Genomic DNA, 18,262 nt, shown 5'->3' on the forward strand with positions numbered 1-18,262 from the left:
TTTTGGAATAGTCCTCTTTTTTGTTTTTAGATATAACGTCCTTATCTTATCAATAGATTAGGAAGCTTTATTTTTGTTATAAATATCAAAGGCTACTGCTGCTAATAATACCAGACCTTTAATCCCTTGCTGCCAGTCAATTCCAAGACCCAGCAGTGACATTCCGTTATTCATGATTCCCATAACTAGACCACCAATAATAGCTCCGGGTACTGTACCGATACCACCGTAAGCTGAGGCTCCGCCGATGAAGCAAGCAGCAATAGCATCCAGTTCGAATAGGTTACCTGCTTTAGGTGTTGCTGCGTTTAATCGGGCTGCGAATAGCAGGCCGGAAAGAGCTGACAATACGCCCATATTGACAAATACCCAGAAAGTAACTCGCTTTGTTTTCACACCGGATAATAAGGCTGCTTTTTCATTACCCCCGATTGCATACACATGACGTCCTGCTTTCATCCGGTTGGTGAAAAAGCGATAGACTACTATTAATAGTGCAAGAATGACTAGTATATTTGGAATTCCTTCATACATTGCCAGCGAGTAGGTAAATAAATTCAGGACAACAACAGTGGCAGCCATCTTTGCAAGAAAAACTCCCTTAGGCTGAACATCCAGGCTGTGTTTGATTTGGTTTTTCCTATTACTGATTTCGCCAATAACATAAAGCGCTGACAATACGATACCAATAATGAGTGTTGTAACATGAAGTCCTGAACCGCCAAACACATCTGGCATAAACCCTGTGCTCATTTTTTGAAAGCTTTCCGGGAAAGGCGCGATGGATTTGCCTTCCAGAACAATCATCGTTAATCCTCTAAATAGAAGCATACCTGCAAGTGTCACAATAAAGGCAGGTACTTTCACATAGGCAATCCAAAATCCCTGCCAAGCCCCAATTAAAGCACCAATGGCTAAAGAAAGAACGACAGCAACAACAGTTGGTATTTCATAATTAATCATTAAGATGGCTGAAATAGCTCCGACGAACGCCGCAATGGATCCTACCGACAAATCGATATGGCCTGTGATAATAACTAATACCATTCCGATTGCCAGCACTAAAATATAGCTGTTTTGCAGGATTAAGTTTGTAATATTTAATGGCTTTAATAATAGCCCATCAGTCAAAACTTGAAAGAGCACCATGATGAAGATAAGAGAAATGATCATACTATATTGTCTTACATTACTCTTTAGGAAGTTTCCAAGCATATTGCCATTAGAATTTCCGCTTGAGGACGGCTTATTTTCATCTACCTTTTGCATGATTGTTTGCATTTTCATTACCCCCTTACTTTACTTTGTGTCATTAATTTCATTAAGCTTTCTTGGTTTGCGTCTTTACGGCTAAGTTCGCCGGTGATCCGCCCCTCGCACATGACATAGACACGGTCACACATCCCTAGAATTTCCGGAAGTTCAGAGGAGATCACTAGAATTCCTTTTCCTTCCCTTGCAAGTTCATCGATGATGGAGTAAATTTCATATTTCGCCCCTACATCAATACCTCGTGTTGGCTCATCAAGAATCAACACATCAGGCTCAGACATAATCCATTTACTTAATACAATCTTTTGCTGATTACCGCCGCTCAAGTTTCCTGCTTTTTGAAAAATACTTGGTGTTTTGATTCTTAATTTTTTTCGGTAGTTTTCCGCGGTCATGATCTCTTTATTTTCATCGATCACAAATTTCTTGACTAATTTATCAAGACTCGCCAAGGTGATATTTTTCTTAATATCCTCCATTAAGATTAGCCCATTACCTTTGCGGTCCTCTGAAACATAGGCAAGGCCCCGATTAATAGCTTGACTGACATCGTTAAGTGTCACTTCTTTTCCCTTCATTAGAAGTTGACCGCTAATTTTCTTACCGTAGGATTTTCCGAAGATGCTCATGGCCAGTTCTGTTCTGCCCGCCCCCATCAATCCCGCAATCCCGACTATTTCCCCTTTCCGGATATGGAGATTGGCATTATCAATGGTTTTACGGTCCTGATGCTGGGGATGATAAACATTCCAGTTCCTTACTTCAAGGATGGTGTCCCCAATCCTTGGCTTCCTTTCTGGATAGCGATGGGTAAGATCGCGTCCAACCATTCCTTTTATAATACGGTCTTCTGTAATCTCATCCTTTTTCATATCCAATGTTTCGATGGTTTTACCATCACGTAAAATGGTAATGGAGTCGGCCACCTTAGAGATTTCATTTAATTTATGTGAAATGATAATGGCCGTCATTCCCTGTTTCTTGAACTCTAACAATAAATTTAATAGATTCTCGCTGTCGTCTTCATTTAATGAAGCAGTCGGCTCATCCAAGATTAATAGTTCCACTTCCTTAGATAGCGCTTTCGCAATTTCGACTAATTGCTGCTTCCCGACACCGATGTTTGTGATCAGTGTATTCGGCGATTCGCTTAGACCGACTGTTTGCAGGAGCTCCCTGGTTTTCATAATGGTAGTATGCCAATTGATAACACCGTTCTTTTCCTGTTCATTTCCTAAAAAAATATTCTCTGCAATCGACAGATATGGGATTAAGGCTAATTCCTGATGGATGATGACAATCCCTAAATCTTCACTTTGCTTAATATCCTTGAATTGACATTCCTTGCCATTATAGTAGATATCACCGCTATAGGAGCCATACGGATAGACTCCGCTTAATACCTTCATTAAGGTAGACTTACCCGCTCCATTCTCACCGCATAAGGCGTGTATTTCACCTTTTTTAATTTTCAAATTAACATTATCGAGCGCTTTTACGCCTGGGAACTCTTTCGTAATACCCTTCATTTCCAAAATGATGTTTGTCATATGATCACCCGCCTGTTTTTAAATATGGGCTATAAATTTAATTTAACCTTCATCATTTAAGCTGATCTTTCGTATAATAGCCGCTTTTTATTAATAAAGATTCATAGTTCTTTTTGTCTACCGAAAGCGGATTCAAAAGATAAGCTGGTACGACCTTTTCACCGTTATCATAGGTTTTCGTATCGTTCACTTCTGCCTTTTTTCCCTTTAATACCGCATCCGCCATTTCAACTGCTTTTTCGGCCAATTTCCTGGTATCCTTAAAGACCGTTTGGGTTTGTTCTCCGCGGATAATCGACTTAATCGAAGCGAGTTCTGCATCCTGCCCGGTTATGACTGGCAATGGTTTGTCACCCTTGCCATAGCCCACGCCTTTTAAAGAGGAAATGATCCCAATACTGATACCATCATAAGGGGAAAGAACCGCGTCCACTCGCTCACTTGAATAATGGGCGCTCAATAGATTGTCCATTCTTGACTGAGCAAGGGCACCATCCCACCGTAAAGTGGCTCCCTGGTTAAATTTTGTTTGGCCGCTCCGTACAACCAATTTTCCCGATTTCATATATGGCTTTAGGACAGACATCGCACCATCAAAGAAGAAATAGGCGTTATTATCGTCAGGAGAGCCCGCAAACAACTCAATATTGAACGGACCCTTTCCTTCCTTCAATCCCAACTTTTCTTCGATATAGGTACCCTGTTGAACTCCGACCTCAAAGTTGTCAAATGTCGCATAATAATCAATATACTTACTGTTTTGGATTAAGCGGTCATAAGCTATAATCTTGATGCCTAATTTGTGCGCTCTTTCCAAGACATTTGTCAGTGCGGCCTGGCCGTCTATTGGGGCAATAACTAATACATTTACACCCTTAGTAATCATGTTCTCAATTTGTGCTGTCTGGTTTTCGACAACATCCTCTGCGTATTGTAAATCTACTTTATACCCGAGCTTTTTAAATTGCTTGGCCATGTTTTCACCGTCATTTACCCACCTTTCGGAAGATTTTGTCGGCATTGAAATCCCAACATAACCACTTTCCTTACCACTTGCTTGATTGCTGCTGCATGCTGTTAAGGATACTAGCATAAATAATAGAGTTATCACTGATAACCACTTTTTCACGTAATTTCCTCCCTTCTTTTACTACTGGAAAGTTTTCTAAGAAAGCGCTTCAGTTAAGTTCAATATATCACCCTATCAAAATTAGGTCTTTTTAAAAAAATAACTATTTTTATAATAATTTAACTTAATTTAAATCGCTTTCATTCATTTCTTTCCAGAAAAAAAAGGGACATGCCGGATTTTAACCGGCATGCCCCTTTTCCTGAATCTATTTATTTTGAAGTTCTTCGATACTGATTCGGGGAAACCCCCATCACTTTTTTAAAGGCCGTACTAAAATAATGCTGTGTATCATAACCGACTTTCTCTGCAATTTCAAGAATGGAGAGGTCCGTGGAATTTAACAGCATAATGGCTTTTTTAATGCGAAGGTTGGTGATCAAACTGACAAAAGATACTCCTAACTCCTGCTTAAATGTTCTGCTTAAATATACTGATGAGACCTGCAGAGATTCGGCTGCTTTTTCTAGTGTAATATCGGGCTCTGAAAAATGTTCAAAAATATAGTCTCTGGCCCGGCGCACTACAGGGGAAATAGTAGAATCTTGTTCCATTATTTGTTTACATGCTTTATAGGCCTTCGGAATCGTGCTTAAGCCCTTTTGTAACGGTTCAAAGCAGGAATGGATCGTCATCTTTAACTCCTGTTTCGCCCGTTTTCCTATCTTCATGATCTTTTCTTCATTGATGGAGTCCCAAAGCAAAATTAGTATACTTCCAGAGTAATCCCGTATATAAATTTTTTCGCGAGTCTCCAACTCTTCTAAAATAAGATTTTCAAGTGAAACAGAAATCAACTGATAATCTTTTCCTGCGATTACAGGATCATTTGCATAGTATTCCGGAGACTGAATGACCCCTAGTTGTTTCGGACTTTTAACAGGTAACCCTAGGAACTGGAGCTGCTCGAAAGCCTCTTCTTCACTCCATTTTCCTTCAAGTAAATCATAAAATAGTTGTTCACGAAGCAGGTCAATATTTTTATTAATTTGATTAGATGCCAATTTTACAAACTCATCTTGCTTAATAACCGCTTCCAGTTCGTTCTGGACTTTTTCAAGCACGGTTTGCAGCTGCACTGGGTTGGCCGGCTTTAATATATAGTCGGAAACATTTAATCGCAATGCCTCCTGTGCATAATTAAATTCATCATATCCTGTGATAATCACAATCTTACATTTCGGCAGATGTACCCGGACGTGTTTAATGACGGTAATCCCATTCATAATTGGCATATTCAAGTCGACCAACAGAATATCGATAGAATGCTTTAATGCAAGTTCAAGGGCTTCCTCCCCATCCTCAGCCTCTGCTACAACAGTCATACCAAGTGCCTGCCAATCCACTGCCTCTCGAATTCCTTCACGGATGATTGGTTCATCATCAGCAATTAACACCCGCCAGCTTTCCTCCATAATACCTCACCTCTTTATCTATCCTTTTCTCCTATTTGACCGCCGCTTTCGATTGGCAGCAAAATGGTCACGGTCGTTCCTTTTCCTTCTTCACTATCAATCGATAGACCATATTGGTCCCCGCATGTGAATCGAATTCTGGCCTGAGTGTTTCTCATTCCATATCCCAGACCCATCCTCTCCTCAGCCTCTGAAAAGCAAACTTCAAGATTCTCCTGAAGGGCCGTTAATTTTTCTTTTGGAATTCCCTTTCCATCATCCTTTATACGAATAATTAAATCGCCCATGTACTCCTCGGCTTTAATGAGAATTTGGCCTGGGCCTCTCCTCTCTTTAATGCCGTGGTAAATAGCGTTTTCTACAATTGGCTGGAGAATGAGTTTGGGAATAGGTACCTTTTTAATACTTTCATTAACTTCAAGCGTATAATTTAATTTATCCTTGTATCTTGCTTTTTGAATTTGAAGGTAACTGTGTATATGTTCGATTTCTTCGCTCAAAGGAATGATGTCCTGGCCCTTACTGAGACCAATGCGAAATAGTCTTGATAAAGATCCTACGAGGTTAGCGACATCCTCGGCTCCATGTTTGCGTGCCATCCAATTAATGGTGTCCAATGTGTTGTAAAGAAAATGCGGCTTAATATGTTCCTGGAGACTTCGTAGTTCCGCTTCCCTCTTTTGCCTCTCCTGTTTTTCAGTTAGTGAAATAAGCTTATTGATTTGAACAAGCATTGCATTAAAGCTTCTCCCAAGCATTCCCAACTCATCCTTACGATCTCCCCTATATCGAACGGTTAAATCACCGGTTTCAGCCTTATGCATAAACGACATTAGCTGGCCAATCGGCCTGGACATGGAAGTAGATAAATAATAGGATGCTGTTAATCCGAATAAACAGACGATAAAGACAAAGCTAATCATATAAAAATTGATTTCCTTGATTTCTGAAACTGCTTCATTAGAAGGGAATACACCTACCGTCGTCCAATTGGTAAAAGAGGATTTTTGATAGATAAATTGTGATTTACTTCCATTTACCTTTCTAAAAAACGTTCCGGCTTCACCGTCAGCTACCCATTTTAGAGGAAACCTATTAATGAGCTGTTTTGCCGGTGAATAAATGTTTTCGCCTTTCTCATCCAAAACCATCAAATAGCCTGTTTTTCCAAGACGGGCATCCTTTGTCGCTTCAGCTATGACTCTTAGTTTTAAGTCAATTAAGACAACCCCTTTGACTTTCTGTGTGTCGGGGTCAATTATCGCTCTTACGACTGATATCACTTCATCGTCCTTATACTGCACATAACTCTTCACATTGCGATTAGATGGGTGTCCGAGGATTTTAAAAATACCTTTATTTTCTTCGGCCTGTTTATACCATTTTTGCTCGGTTAAATTTTCATTGGAATCTGAATATAGTTCATTACTAATGTATTTCCCGCTGCTATTGGCGACGAGGATACCTGCTACTTCAGGATATAGGGTGGAAAGGCTGCGCAAAAACTCCCTCATTTCGTAGGTATCCATTTCTCCAGTTGATTGATTATCCTCTGTTTCCTCTATGAATCTCTTTATATCTGGATTAAAGGAGATCAAATAACTTATATTTTGCATATTATTGGCATAGCTTTCTAATGTTTTATTAACTTGACCAATTAATTGCAAGGTATTTTCTGTCACCTGTTTTTCAATAATCCGCTCAACAGTCATTCCAGTCAGAATACTAAGACCAATTGATGGTACAATACTTATCAATAACAATAGGACGATTAATTTATAACGAATAGGAAAGTCATTGATCCGCCATTTCTCTATACCACTAGGAATAAAAGGCAGGTTGGTCAGTCTCTTACTGGCCATAAAAATCCCCTACATTCTCTTTGGTGATCACAGAGACGCCTGTATCTACATTAGCCGGCAGTGGCGGTGCACTTATGTTGCCAAGCTTGGAATCAGCAGTAAGCTTATGATTTAGATGAAATAAAAACTGCAGTGACCAATACCCCATCTTCCATGTACCTTGCGCAAGTGTCGCCGAGATAGTTCCGTCTTTAATTAAATCAAGCGTTTGTTTATCCGTGTCAAAGCTGACAATCTTTACTTTGTTTTTTCCTTTTGCGGAACTTACAGCACTTCCAACTCCAATTCCGCCAATTGCCTCAGTGGCAAAAATCCCGTTTAAGTCCGGATATTGGGCTAACATTTCGTTAGCTGCCTTTCTTGAAACCGGTTCGCTTCCTTTCCCGTCTTTCACTTCTACGACTTCAATCCCTGGATAATCTTTCTCTATTGTTTCTTGAAAGCCCTTTAATCTTTCTTGATGATTCAACTGATTGGGTAAGGTTACAATGCCTACTTTTCCTTTGTTATTCAACAGAGCTGCCATTTCCTCTGCACCCATTACTCCTGCGTTGTAATTATTGGTGCCAATAAACGTTTGAGCCTTACTGGATGGTGCACCGGAATCAAATAGGACAACGGGAATTCCAGCATCTACTGCTTTATTAATCGTCGTTGTAATTTTATCGGGATCAATAGCTGATATGGCGATACCGTCCGGCTTTTTAGCAATAACCTGTTCTAATACGGTAATTTGCTCATTCACATCATACTGGGCAGCCCCTCGGTATTCGATTGAAACATTTAAGGCATCTGCCGCATCCTCAAATCCTTTGAGGGCTCGTTTCCAATAGTCATGTCCTGCTTGGAATGTAACCATTACATACTTTTCATTCATATCTCCGCGGATTCCCTCTTGAACCTGTTCTAAAGCGGTTTCATTTGGACTATTAAAATGATAGTAAAATAGATATAAAGCAAAAAGTCCGAGTAGAAAGATATAAGCAACTATTAGCTTTTTCAGATTAGTAAACCCCTTTCATAAAAATCTAATAAAGAAATAAACAATTCTACTAGCATGTATTAATAGTCTCCATTTTAATCTAATGCTGTTTGACAATAAACCCATTTTAACAACAAAAAACCACTTTCTAAAATGTAAGAAGTGGTTTTTAATAATAATAATGTAATTTATTTACACAACCAGTTTATAGAATAGGTGGGAATTAGCTTTCACTAGTTCTCTGATGTTGTTGGCTTAGAAAATCTTGCATCATTTGCGCCCATTCATCAGGCAATATTTGTCGACACCTACTCAGAATTTGTAGATATTTCCCGGGAATTTGTTGAAATTTGAAAAATGGTAAATCTAATTGTAGAACAATCGAGGAAATGTTGGAGCCGGGAAACGTTGTTTTAAGCAGGACACGCTATCTATTGTATATCGGGTATCGCAAGCTAGGTTTGATTTAATTATTCTAATCTTTTTCCTGATAACCAAGGTCTTAAGCTGTATCATCAAAGGGCTTATCCTATCCGTATCGCCCAGCGCTATAAGCCTTTAATGTCGAAAAGGCACCTTATTTTCGGAATATAGAGAAAAGCCCTCCCCATTTTTCTTTAGGTTTTTGTATCGCTTCTTCTAAACGTTTATTAAACTCATTTTGTGAAAGCCATTCTTTTTTCTGTTCATCCCGCATTTTTTGTAATTCTTTTTGTAAGTACTCACTTTTTTCTTTTTCTTGATAAAGCAAGGTTTCGTAATATGCATTTTGTTGTTCAGTTAATTTTTCAATTTTCGCATGAGTCCTTTGTGCTGAATTCCCAATACTAGAACTTATAACATGATGGTCTTGCTGGAGCCGGGAAACCGTTATTTTAAGCTCAGACATATCGTTTGTCAGTTGGACATTCATTTCACGTGTAGCTGCGATTTCATTGACTAAAAACATTAATATCTCTTTTAATTGATTAGGGTCTTGGGGCAAATTTTCATATGTATCGGGTATCGCAAGCTCTTTTTCACTGGATTCTTCTAATCTTTCCTTTTGTTGATACGCAAGGTCTTTGGCTGTATCGTCTAAAGGCTTGTCCGTATCGCGTAACGCTATAAGCGCTCCGATGTCAGATTGAACAAAAATACGCCGATCACCATCTTTTAAAAACTCATATCCATTCCGCTCTAAGATTTGGCCATACTTTCGAACAGTGGGTGTTGCAATCCCCACTTCTTCAGCCACTTCCTTAGAGGAGAATGCTCGTTCATTCGGTTGTATATCACGTCGCATATCGGGCCTCCTTTTCTATTAAATATGAGGGTTTTTAGATTAATTTGCAAGCTATATCGCCCGGCGATACGATACAAAAAAAGAGTAGATCAGCACTTTTCTTGAAGATTTCAACACTTATTTTTTTTCCTGTAAAAAATGGATGTTTTATGAGGAAGTAAAAAAGGACTCTTTGGTCCCTTTTTAGAAAGACTTCTTTTGCAAAAGCTTCCTATATACCTGTAAATTTATTGCTCTAAATTAATAGAGATAAAGTTTCTTCTCCAAACAATTTGTTTTTTAGTTAATGGCAAAATGTCTAAATACTTTTTTGAATTTGTTACAACTACAGGAGTTGTTAAAATGTCTGAGTGAATTTCCCAAACCAGATATAAATACTAAACTAAAAATCTATGCTGATATGAACTGCAATACGGAAGAAAAGGCCTCCCAACAGTTTAGCAAACTGTTGAAAGACCTTCTCGTATAGCCCCTATTCAGTATAGGTATCATCATTTAGCATCTTAACTCTTTTTTGATGTGTCCCTGAGATGGGTGTCTCTGCCTCTTATATCATCATAATGTGGGACTAAATAAAAGGGCTTTAATTAACTATATATGGAACATATTTAATGCGAACTACCTTCTTCGACTCTGCCAATAACCTTTTCATTCGCCCCATAAGCTTTTATTTCCAAAGAATTTATCGAGCTCGGCACTAAACCATCGTCCATTTAATACTTCACTTATAATTTTTTTCTTGGCTTCAGCGGATATTGAATTATCTTTATCCAATTCTTCGATGACGTCATCTTTGCTTATTTTTTCCTTAGACATCTTTGCACTTACATTTTTCTCATCTGCATTGAGAACAAAATTTTCTGGTTGCGCAAGGGTCCACTTATCCCATTTAGTTAAGCCTTCCCCATTTGGATTTCCCTGATGAATAAAGTTTGATAAATATTCTTTAAACTGTCTACTAAGCTCCTGAGCTCCCTCTAAATTATAAGATTCCTTAAACATAGACAGGTAAGTTTTATTATTACCGTCTAATAGAGGAACAAAAACACCATGGAATGAACCTGCCATTGCCATGTCAGTGGTGGCAGTAAGGGCTTCACCAAAAGGCATTTCAATTGTATAAATTGGAGCCTTATAATTAGGATACATTTTAGAAGCAGATTCATGTGTATTAAATAAAGAATAGAGTTTGCTGCCATACTTTTTCGCAAATGTAAATTCAGCTAGTTTCGATTGATTGGTGAATATACTTCCATCCTGTATACTTTTTGCAAAATAAGGATCTCCCATAGCGAAAAATGAGAATTCTGTTGTTCCAGTCAACATTACTAACGGGACTGAATTATATTTATCAGTATCAAATTTTTCCTTTGGCAGTACAGCGCCATCATTATAAAGATGCGGGAAGGTACTCATTCTTATAGCTGCATTACCCATCAAACGACTTAATCGTTCAGCTGATAATGAGTAGAGGTACTCTTTTACTTCTTTACTATCTTTTTGAAGCCATTGATAAGCCTCATCTTCTGAAGCTTTTACCCCGTCCTCTACAACTAAAGGTGCAATAGCTTTAGCAAATACTTTAATACTATCGTTTTGGTCAGCCATTGTCATTCCACCACTAAAAGCGATTGCTTTTTGGAATTTGCCCTTAAAAGTTGGGGAGGCCAACATGGCCATGACATCTCTTCCCCCAGCAGAAAATCCAGAAATGGTAATATTGTTAGAATCTCCGCCAAAGCTTTTAATATTTTCTTTGACCCAATCTAACGATTTAGCGATATCAAGTAAAGCATAGTTTCCTGAGTCCTCCAGCTTGTCTCCAGTATTTAATGCTGGAAGCGGGTTAAATCCTAATGGACCAAGACGATAATTGACAGAAATAAAAATTGCATTTAAATCATTAACGAATGCATCTCCAGTAATTTCTTGAGATGTGCCAGTTTGGTTGTTGCCTCCATGTACAAATACCATTACAGGTAAGTTTTTTTCAGCTGTATTTGGACGATAAATATCCAGATTTAAGCTATCCTCACTTCCTGTTATACCGTTAGTAGACAACTGTATAGCAACATTTCCTGGTTTTGTTGCGTCAAACGTACTTTTAAAGGGCCCTGGATCTGCTGGGGCTTTCCAACGCAACTCTCCAACTGGTGATTTTGCATATGGAACCCCTTTCCATACAAGTGTGTTTTCAACATTATTCTCATATCCCTTAACATTACCATACTTTGTATTCTGTATAGTTCCTTGTTTATAAGCTCGCGAGGAGGATACTTGTTCCTTTGCACTTGCAAGTCCATCAGTTGTCCCACTAAAACCCACTAAACTTACTGAAAGTAATAAAGTTAATAAAATACTAACTATTTTTTTCACTACTCTTTTTCACTCCCTCTAATTAAATCCTTTAGTACGTCTATCAAGCATTTATACTGCTATTAAGTCCTTATAGTTTTTTTAATTCACCCCTTTTCTCACTGTTAAAATAAAAAAACCTGAACAAAATTGAACAGACTGATAGTCCGGTTCAAATTTTGTTCAGGTTATGCCCAAAATAGGTAACATTCCTTGAATTATATACTTTATTAAATAAAAAATACCATTTCCCACAACAAAATGTCAACGCTTTCTTTATGAATTGTTGGACTTTTCAATAAATTATACCTATTAGACATCCCACCATCTTAGAAAAACGTTTCCGATGCTGGGAAGGCGGGTAAGTATACTATGTATGCATTATACGCAAACAAAAAAGAAAAATGGAGGCTATAACTATGAGTAAAACTGTTTTAGGCGTTTATAATTCCAGTGATGAAGTGGTTCGAGCTATTGAGGAATTCCAAAACGAAGGATATTCTGTAAAAGACTTGTCGATTATTGCTAATACAACAGATGTCCCTTCCTCCATCGAAGAGGAAACAGGAGTAACTTCTCAAGAGGTAAGCACAAGGAATCAAACACAAATAGAAGAGCACCAAGGGTTCTTAGCAAGTCTATTTTCCCCGTTTGAGGATAGTATGAATCAAAATGACGGAAGAACTACCTATTATGATCACTTGGTCGCCCAGGGTATTAGTGAAGTAGATGCTTTAAGATACGAAGACGATATCAATTACGGAAAAGTCCTGCTTCTTGCTGATAAGGGATCAGGGAATGTTAGTGCTGCAGGCGGTGTCTCCACAGGAACCATGGCTCGTGAACAAACGGGTTTTGAAGATACTTTCGACACAGATAAGCAGCGCTCACTAAAGCTTCGCGAAGAACAATTAGATGTTAATAAACACCGCGTTCAGACTGGTGAAGTAGAGGTTAAAAAGGATGTCGTTGAAGAAGAGAAAACGGTAAATGTTCCAGTAAAACATGAAGAGGTCTATGTAGAAAGACGGGCAGTGGACAAGAATGAAGCAGACACAACCGGACCAATAGGCGATGATGAAACCATCCGCGTTCCAATTGTCGAGGAAAAAGTTGAAGTTACAAAGAAACCTGTTGTTTCCGAAGAACTGGTAATTGGCAAAAAGCAAGTTACGGAAACCCAACAGGTAACAGAAAATGTAAAGCGTGAGGAAGCCAAAGTCAAAAAGGAGGGCGATGCTTCAGTCAATGAAACTACTACCGACAGCAATCGTGTGGATCCTGATAGACTCTAACCTTTAATAAATGAAAATATCCTAAAAAAATGCTCATCCTTTTACTTACTAAAGCAAAAGGATGAGCATTTATCTCTTTTAATTGCATGTAAAAACTTATATAAAGGCTTTATGATGTTTGTTTACATCATGCAGCCCATTCATTTTCAATTATAATAAAGTCCAAATACCCATACTCTTAATTTCCTTATACTCAGGTTCCCACATAGCCTCTTCAATAGCAGTCTCAACATCTTGGATATCCACTCTTGCAATTCCTTCGTATATCGCCGCATTGACTACTTCAATGGCTACGTATTTTGAGACCTCATGAAGTTTTTCAATGGATGGCAACAGGGATGCTCCAGGTTTACTAGAGTCAGACATTCTTGCAACCGCATAAGCAGCTGCTGCAAACATTCCTTTTGAGATCACTTCAGCTTTTGCCACAATGGCTCCAAGGCCTAGACCTGGGAATACAAATGCGTTATTTGACTGTCCAATTTCATAGGACACACCTTTGTATTCTATATTGGCAAACGGGCTGCCGGTTGCAATTAGAGCCTTGCCATCTGTCCATTTAATCAGGTTTTCCGGCACTGCTTCAGTCAGTGCAGTCGGGTTGGACATAGGCAAGATGATAGGACGCTCAACGTGCTTGGCCATTTCTTTCACAATTTCCTCCGTGAAGGCACCGGCTTGTCCGGAAGTACCAATCAAGATGGTTGGCTTCACCCTCTGAAGGACTTCCATTAATGAAATGATTCCAACCTCATTCTTATCCCAGTCCTTTACTTCATCTGCCTTTCTTACATAAGGCTTCTGGAAGTTCAGGACATCTGGTGTTTCATCCGTTAGTAACCCCCGATAGTCGATAGCCCAGAAACGGTCATAAGCTTCTTCTCTGGTCACCCCTTCAAGAACCATAGCATCTGAGATTTGGTCAGCTATACCGATGCCGGCAGCCCCTGGTCCGAAGACAACAATACGCTGTTCCTTCAAAGTAGTTTCTGTTACTTTCGATCCAGACATAACAGCAGCAAGAGTCACTGCCCCTGTCCCCTGGATGTCATCGTTGAAGGTAAGGATCTTGTCACCGTATTTGTCCAAGATCTTACGCGCATTCACGTTGCCAAGATCCTCCCAGTGAATGAGAACCTCTGGAAAGAACCTTCTTGCAGTCTGAACGAATAAATCAATGAATTGATCATAACGCTCACCACGGACACGGGCGAATTTGTTGCCAATATAGATAGGATCGGCAATCAAAGCCTGATTGTTCGTACCCACATCCAACACGACTGGCAGAACTCGGCTTGGATCAATACCAGCTGCCGCTGTGTACACGGCAAGCTTACCAATCGCAATATTAATACCGCCTACCCCTTGGTCCCCAATTCCCAGAATACTTTCTGAGTCGGTAACAACGATTAAATCAATGCCATTTTTGGGCTGTCCAAGATTATAGAATGCCTTTTCTACGCCCTCAGGATCGTCAATGGAAAGATATAAACCTCCTGGACGGCGGTAGCTATGGGAGTATGACTGGATCGCATCACCGACAGTAGGAGTGTAGATAATTGGAAGCATTTCTGCTAGGTGTTCTTTCAACAATCGGTAAAACAGAACAACATTGCGGTTATATAAATCATAAAGCAGACCGTGTTTAAATAGATTCGTCGTCCGCATCGAATATTGTTCATAAACCCTATTTACTTGTTCATCAAGGGTGAGCACTTGGGGCGGTAACAGACCGTCGAGTCCAAGGTCTTCCCTTTCCTCTTTCGTAAAAGCCGTTCCTTTATTTAAAAAAGGATTTGAGAGAACTTCTTTTCCTTTTAATGTTGTGATAATAACATTCTCTGGTACATTCATGGTGTTTCCTTCTTTCTATTAAAATAGCTTTTCGGACAATACCGGAAAATAGATTTCTTACTTTTTCATGTTAATAACATTTTCCCTATGACACTAGGTTTTTTAATTTAATGACCCTTTTTTGTAACTAAACAAAGCAGGCAGTAAAAAACGACTGACTGCTTTGTTCTATCTTCCACTTTTTTCGTGTTTATAAAATGCACTTTACTTTTTATCAGGCTGCCCTGGCAATCGATTGTTTCGCTTTTTTCTTTTGGGACCTTTTAAATACATAGCTCACAATAATCGGACAGACGATGGCAGATATGACACATGCAGCTGCAACTTGTGCAGTAGCTGAAGATGCTACCGCAGCTAAGGTTGGATCTGCTGCAGCCACCACAGCTGGTGTAGCTACCGCATTTCCTGCAGTTGACCCTGTTGCTAAACCAACGATAGGGTTTTCTTTAAATAACTTCAATAGGAAGTAAGCTCCAATTCCAGTGAAGGCAGCGATTAATCCTAGTAATATCCCAGGGCCCCCAGCTTTTACAATAGTTGAAAGATTCATTCCGGCACCTAATGGGAATGAGAAGAATGGGATTAATAATAATTTACTGCTTCCAAGGAACTTTCTCATATCAGGATCAATATTTCCTAAAATCATTCCGATTACAATTGGAATTAATACTCCTAGAAGTGTTTGAAAAGGAATAGTAGCAAGGCCGGATGCACCTAATGCCACTAATGTGAAAAATGGACCATCTTTTAAAGAAAATAATGCATATGCGCCTACATCTGTTTCTTCACCATAAGATGAAGCAAGAGATGCATATAACCCGCCATTAGCATTTAATAATGCTGCAAGGATGGCTAATGGTGTTAATCCTAGTAATCCGGCAGGCCCAAAAATCGCTGCTACAGCTAAACCAATACCAGCACCTACAATAAATTTTCCTGTTAATAAAATTGCACCTTTTTTTAATGCTTTGGGTGCTAATTTGAAATTAATTTGGGAACCAATTAAAAACATAAAACATGCCAAAATGGTTGATGATGCTTCTTTACTGAATAAGGCGGTTGTAAAACTACCAATTTGTAAAACCTGCGGAAAAAATGTATTCGTTAATACACCTAAGAAAAGTGGAACAACCATCAAACCGCCTGGAATTTTATCAAGCGTTTTCTTAATTGGAATTTGCATTTTTAATCCTCCTAAAATCATTTTTATAATCTTGCTATCTAGTTTTTTTAGCTGCTTTTAAGATTTTTTCTGCTATATTTGCAGCCACTCTTTCTAGATTTTAAATTAAAATGAATAGCGCTTTCTTTGTTATCATATTCCTACGTAAACCGTTTTCATAGATTATGAAAGTTTAATAATTCTTTTTGTAAATAAAAAAAGTAAGCAGCTGCGTAACTGCTTACAGAAAGTTTCCTAACTTCGAAAAAGGCGAGAACTGTGATTACTTCATAAAAAAAGGGTTGAAGACTTAGTCTCCAACCCTTAAAATTTCACAGTTTTTCGCGAAAGGATTACATCATGCCGCCCATAAGGTGAAAAGGGGTGACTTCTTCAACGTAAAATTACGTTTTTAACTTCATTAGCAAAATGTTAGCATTTCTCTCCCATTTTACCTGAAATCCTCCACTCTTCACTATTTAGTTTGAATTAATAAAATTTCATCAATGATGGGAATTTCTTTTTTCAATATGGTTAAGAGATTTCCCTCGATCTGATTATCGATTTCACAAATCGTTATCGCCGAACCATTGATTTTTGAACGTTCATTCGCCATACGGGCAATATTTAACCCTTTTTGATAAAGAGATCCTGATAGCTCGGCAATAACCCCCTTTCGATCGGTATGGCGGATTACAAGTGTTGGTCGGTCTCCGGAAAATTTTAATGGGTAATCATCCAATTCTTGAACTTCCACTTTGCCGCCGCCTAAGGAACTTGCCAATACCTTTACAGTTCGCGTTGCCCCTGATAATTCTACTAGCACCGTATTCGGGTGGTAACTTCCAAGCACCCGTTTCGTAAACTCGTATTGTAAGCCATTTTCTTCGGCAATGGATTTCGCATTTGGAATGCCTTCATCCATTGTTGTTAACCCAAGAGCCCCTGCTAATAATGCTAAATCCGTGCCATGGCCCTGATAAGTTTCAGCAAAGGAACCCATCAGAGAGAACTTTGCAAATAATGGTTTTTCGTTTAACAGCTGACAGGCTATGTTGCCAATGCGGACTGCACCTGCTGTATGTGAACTTGATGGCCCAACCATGACGGGGCCGATAATCTCATAGGCGCTTTGATATTTGGCCGGCCCGCGGCCGCTTGTCTTTTCGCTGAAAATCTGCGCTTTCAATTTTTGACCTGTCGGGGTGCCTGCCAGACCACCAATCCCGGTTTCCCTTAGCGATTCAGGCATTTGCTGCCCGACTTCATGCATCACATGGATCACCTCATCCGCTGGAATGATGCTTACCACCCCTGCTAACGCCATATCTGCCGCAGCCTGGGCGGTAATCGCGTGTAATCCGTTCCGAAGGATACATGGAATTTCCACCAACCCGGCGACCGGATCACAAACTAGTCCCAGTGAATTTTTTAAAGCTATTCCGATGGCATTTCCTACCTGCTCTGGAGTGCCGCCGGCAAGCTCAACTAAAGTGCCGGCGGCCATCGCGGTTGCTGAGCCTATTTCCGCCTGGCATCCGCCGGCTGCCCCTGATATGGAAGCTTTATTGGCAATCACCAAGCCAAGGGCAGAGGCAGTGAACATCGACAGTACAATCCGCTCCCGTGGGAATTTCCCGCTGTCCAGAGCGTGTACGAGTACTGCCGGCAAGATTCCCGCTGAGCCTGCAGTCGGTGTCGCCACAATCCGCCCCATTGTCGCATTGACCTCTGATACGGCCAGTGCATTGGCTGCGGCATTTAATGTCACGGGATTGATAAAGGATTTTCCATTTTCGGCATACTGGTGAAGTCGGTACCCATCGCCGCCGGTCAAGCCGGTACGGGACATGACAGCACTTTTCGTCCCCCTAAGGACAGCCTCCTCCATTACCTTAAATTGCTCGGCCATTTTTTCGATAATCGCTTCCCGTGGGATGCTCTTTTGCTGTATTTCAGTTTGGATCATTAATTCCGCAATCGTTATATTTTGCTGCTTAGCTAGTTCAATTACTTCTCTTAAACTTGTGAAAGACATAGTATCACTCCCTCAAAGAAGACGGTCCCCATGCACGAAGCATTAGAACCGTCCCCCTGTTTC

General features: G+C 39.7%; 12 protein-coding genes. 1 reads left to right on the top strand and 11 read right to left on the bottom strand.

The features are described from left to right. Nucleotides 1–57: 57 nt before the first annotated feature. From mmsB to AAHB15_RS25620, 8 genes are all read right to left on the bottom strand, one after another. Complete coding sequence (mmsB, locus tag AAHB15_RS25585; RefSeq protein ID WP_420491199.1) at nucleotides 58–1,281, bottom strand: multiple monosaccharide ABC transporter permease; 1,224 nt, start codon at nucleotides 1,279–1,281, stop codon at nucleotides 58–60. 5 nt (nucleotides 1,282–1,286) lie between these two features. Beyond that, the gene (gene mmsA / locus AAHB15_RS25590) at nucleotides 1,287–2,822 is read right to left on the bottom strand and encodes a multiple monosaccharide ABC transporter ATP-binding protein (RefSeq protein WP_335574290.1); all 1,536 of its coding nucleotides are present in this window, start codon (nucleotides 2,820–2,822) and stop codon (nucleotides 1,287–1,289) included. A 52-nt stretch (nucleotides 2,823–2,874) separates the two neighbouring features. Continuing rightward, entirely contained in the window at nucleotides 2,875–3,951 is a 1,077-nt protein-coding gene (gene chvE / locus AAHB15_RS25595; RefSeq protein WP_335574291.1) for a multiple monosaccharide ABC transporter substrate-binding protein, read from the bottom strand. A 212-nt stretch (nucleotides 3,952–4,163) separates the two neighbouring features. After that, complete coding sequence (locus AAHB15_RS25600) at nucleotides 4,164–5,366, bottom strand: response regulator transcription factor (RefSeq protein ID WP_335574292.1); 1,203 nt, start codon at nucleotides 5,364–5,366, stop codon at nucleotides 4,164–4,166. A 14-nt stretch (nucleotides 5,367–5,380) separates the two neighbouring features. Next, a complete protein-coding gene (locus AAHB15_RS25605; RefSeq protein WP_335574293.1) occupies nucleotides 5,381–7,228 on the bottom strand; it encodes a cache domain-containing sensor histidine kinase in 1,848 nt (615 codons plus the stop codon). After that, complete coding sequence (locus tag AAHB15_RS25610; RefSeq protein WP_335574295.1) at nucleotides 7,218–8,231, bottom strand: substrate-binding domain-containing protein; 1,014 nt, start codon at nucleotides 8,229–8,231, stop codon at nucleotides 7,218–7,220. Before AAHB15_RS25610 ends, AAHB15_RS25605 begins: the two co-directional genes overlap by 11 nt. Nucleotides 8,232–8,787: 556 nt before the next feature. Beyond that, nucleotides 8,788–9,495, bottom strand: coding sequence for a hypothetical protein (locus AAHB15_RS25615; protein WP_144567777.1), 708 nt, complete (start codon nucleotides 9,493–9,495; stop codon nucleotides 8,788–8,790). A 648-nt stretch (nucleotides 9,496–10,143) separates the two neighbouring features. Further along, entirely contained in the window at nucleotides 10,144–11,871 is a 1,728-nt protein-coding gene (locus AAHB15_RS25620; protein WP_335575634.1) for a carboxylesterase family protein, read from the bottom strand. A gap of 398 nt (nucleotides 11,872–12,269) precedes the next feature. Here AAHB15_RS25620 and AAHB15_RS25625 point away from each other — a divergent pair, with 398 nt between their 5' ends. Next, complete coding sequence (locus AAHB15_RS25625; RefSeq protein ID WP_342043614.1) at nucleotides 12,270–13,145, top strand: YsnF/AvaK domain-containing protein; 876 nt, start codon at nucleotides 12,270–12,272, stop codon at nucleotides 13,143–13,145. Nucleotides 13,146–13,295: 150 nt separating this feature from the next. On the opposite strand, the gene AAHB15_RS25630 is transcribed toward AAHB15_RS25625, so the two are convergent. The 3 genes from AAHB15_RS25630 to sdaAA all read right to left on the bottom strand — a co-directional run bounded on the left by AAHB15_RS25630 (nucleotide 13,296) and on the right by sdaAA (nucleotide 18,199). Then, nucleotides 13,296–14,999 carry an NAD-dependent malic enzyme gene (locus AAHB15_RS25630; RefSeq protein WP_335575632.1) on the bottom strand — a complete coding sequence of 568 codons (1,704 nt, stop codon included), beginning with the start codon at nucleotides 14,997–14,999 and terminating at the stop codon, nucleotides 13,296–13,298. Between the two features lie 214 nt (nucleotides 15,000–15,213). After that, nucleotides 15,214–16,182: a 2-keto-3-deoxygluconate permease gene (locus AAHB15_RS25635; protein ID WP_342043615.1), complete on the bottom strand. Its 969-nt coding sequence runs from the start codon at nucleotides 16,180–16,182 to the stop codon at nucleotides 15,214–15,216. A 454-nt stretch (nucleotides 16,183–16,636) separates the two neighbouring features. After that, entirely contained in the window at nucleotides 16,637–18,199 is a 1,563-nt protein-coding gene (gene sdaAA / locus AAHB15_RS25640; RefSeq protein WP_335574602.1) for an L-serine ammonia-lyase, iron-sulfur-dependent, subunit alpha, read from the bottom strand. Nucleotides 18,200–18,262: the final 63 nt, after the last annotated feature.

Source organism: Bacillus sp. OTU2372 (genome assembly GCF_038440275.1).
GTDB classification, from domain to species: Bacteria; Bacillota; Bacilli; order Bacillales; family Cytobacillaceae; genus Neobacillus; species Neobacillus bataviensis_B.

Excerpts from the sequence above, each read along its gene's own strand:
- AAHB15_RS25605 (WP_335574293.1), bottom strand. The coding sequence starts at position 7,228 with ATGGCCAGTAAGAGACTGACCAACCTGCCTTTTATTCCTAGTGGTATA.
- mmsA (WP_335574290.1), bottom strand. The coding sequence starts at position 2,822 with ATGACAAACATCATTTTGGAAATGAAGGGTATTACGAAAGAGTTCCCA.
- AAHB15_RS25635 (WP_342043615.1), bottom strand. The coding sequence starts at position 16,182 with ATGCAAATTCCAATTAAGAAAACGCTTGATAAAATTCCAGGCGGTTTG.
- sdaAA (WP_335574602.1), bottom strand. The coding sequence starts at position 18,199 with ATGTCTTTCACAAGTTTAAGAGAAGTAATTGAACTAGCTAAGCAGCAA.
- AAHB15_RS25630 (WP_335575632.1), bottom strand. The coding sequence starts at position 14,999 with ATGAATGTACCAGAGAATGTTATTATCACAACATTAAAAGGAAAAGAA.
- AAHB15_RS25615 (WP_144567777.1), bottom strand. The coding sequence starts at position 9,495 with ATGCGACGTGATATACAACCGAATGAACGAGCATTCTCCTCTAAGGAA.
- AAHB15_RS25625 (WP_342043614.1), top strand. The coding sequence starts at position 12,270 with ATGAGTAAAACTGTTTTAGGCGTTTATAATTCCAGTGATGAAGTGGTT.
- AAHB15_RS25600 (WP_335574292.1), bottom strand. The coding sequence starts at position 5,366 with ATGGAGGAAAGCTGGCGGGTGTTAATTGCTGATGATGAACCAATCATC.
- mmsB (WP_420491199.1), bottom strand. The coding sequence starts at position 1,281 with ATGCAAACAATCATGCAAAAGGTAGATGAAAATAAGCCGTCCTCAAGC.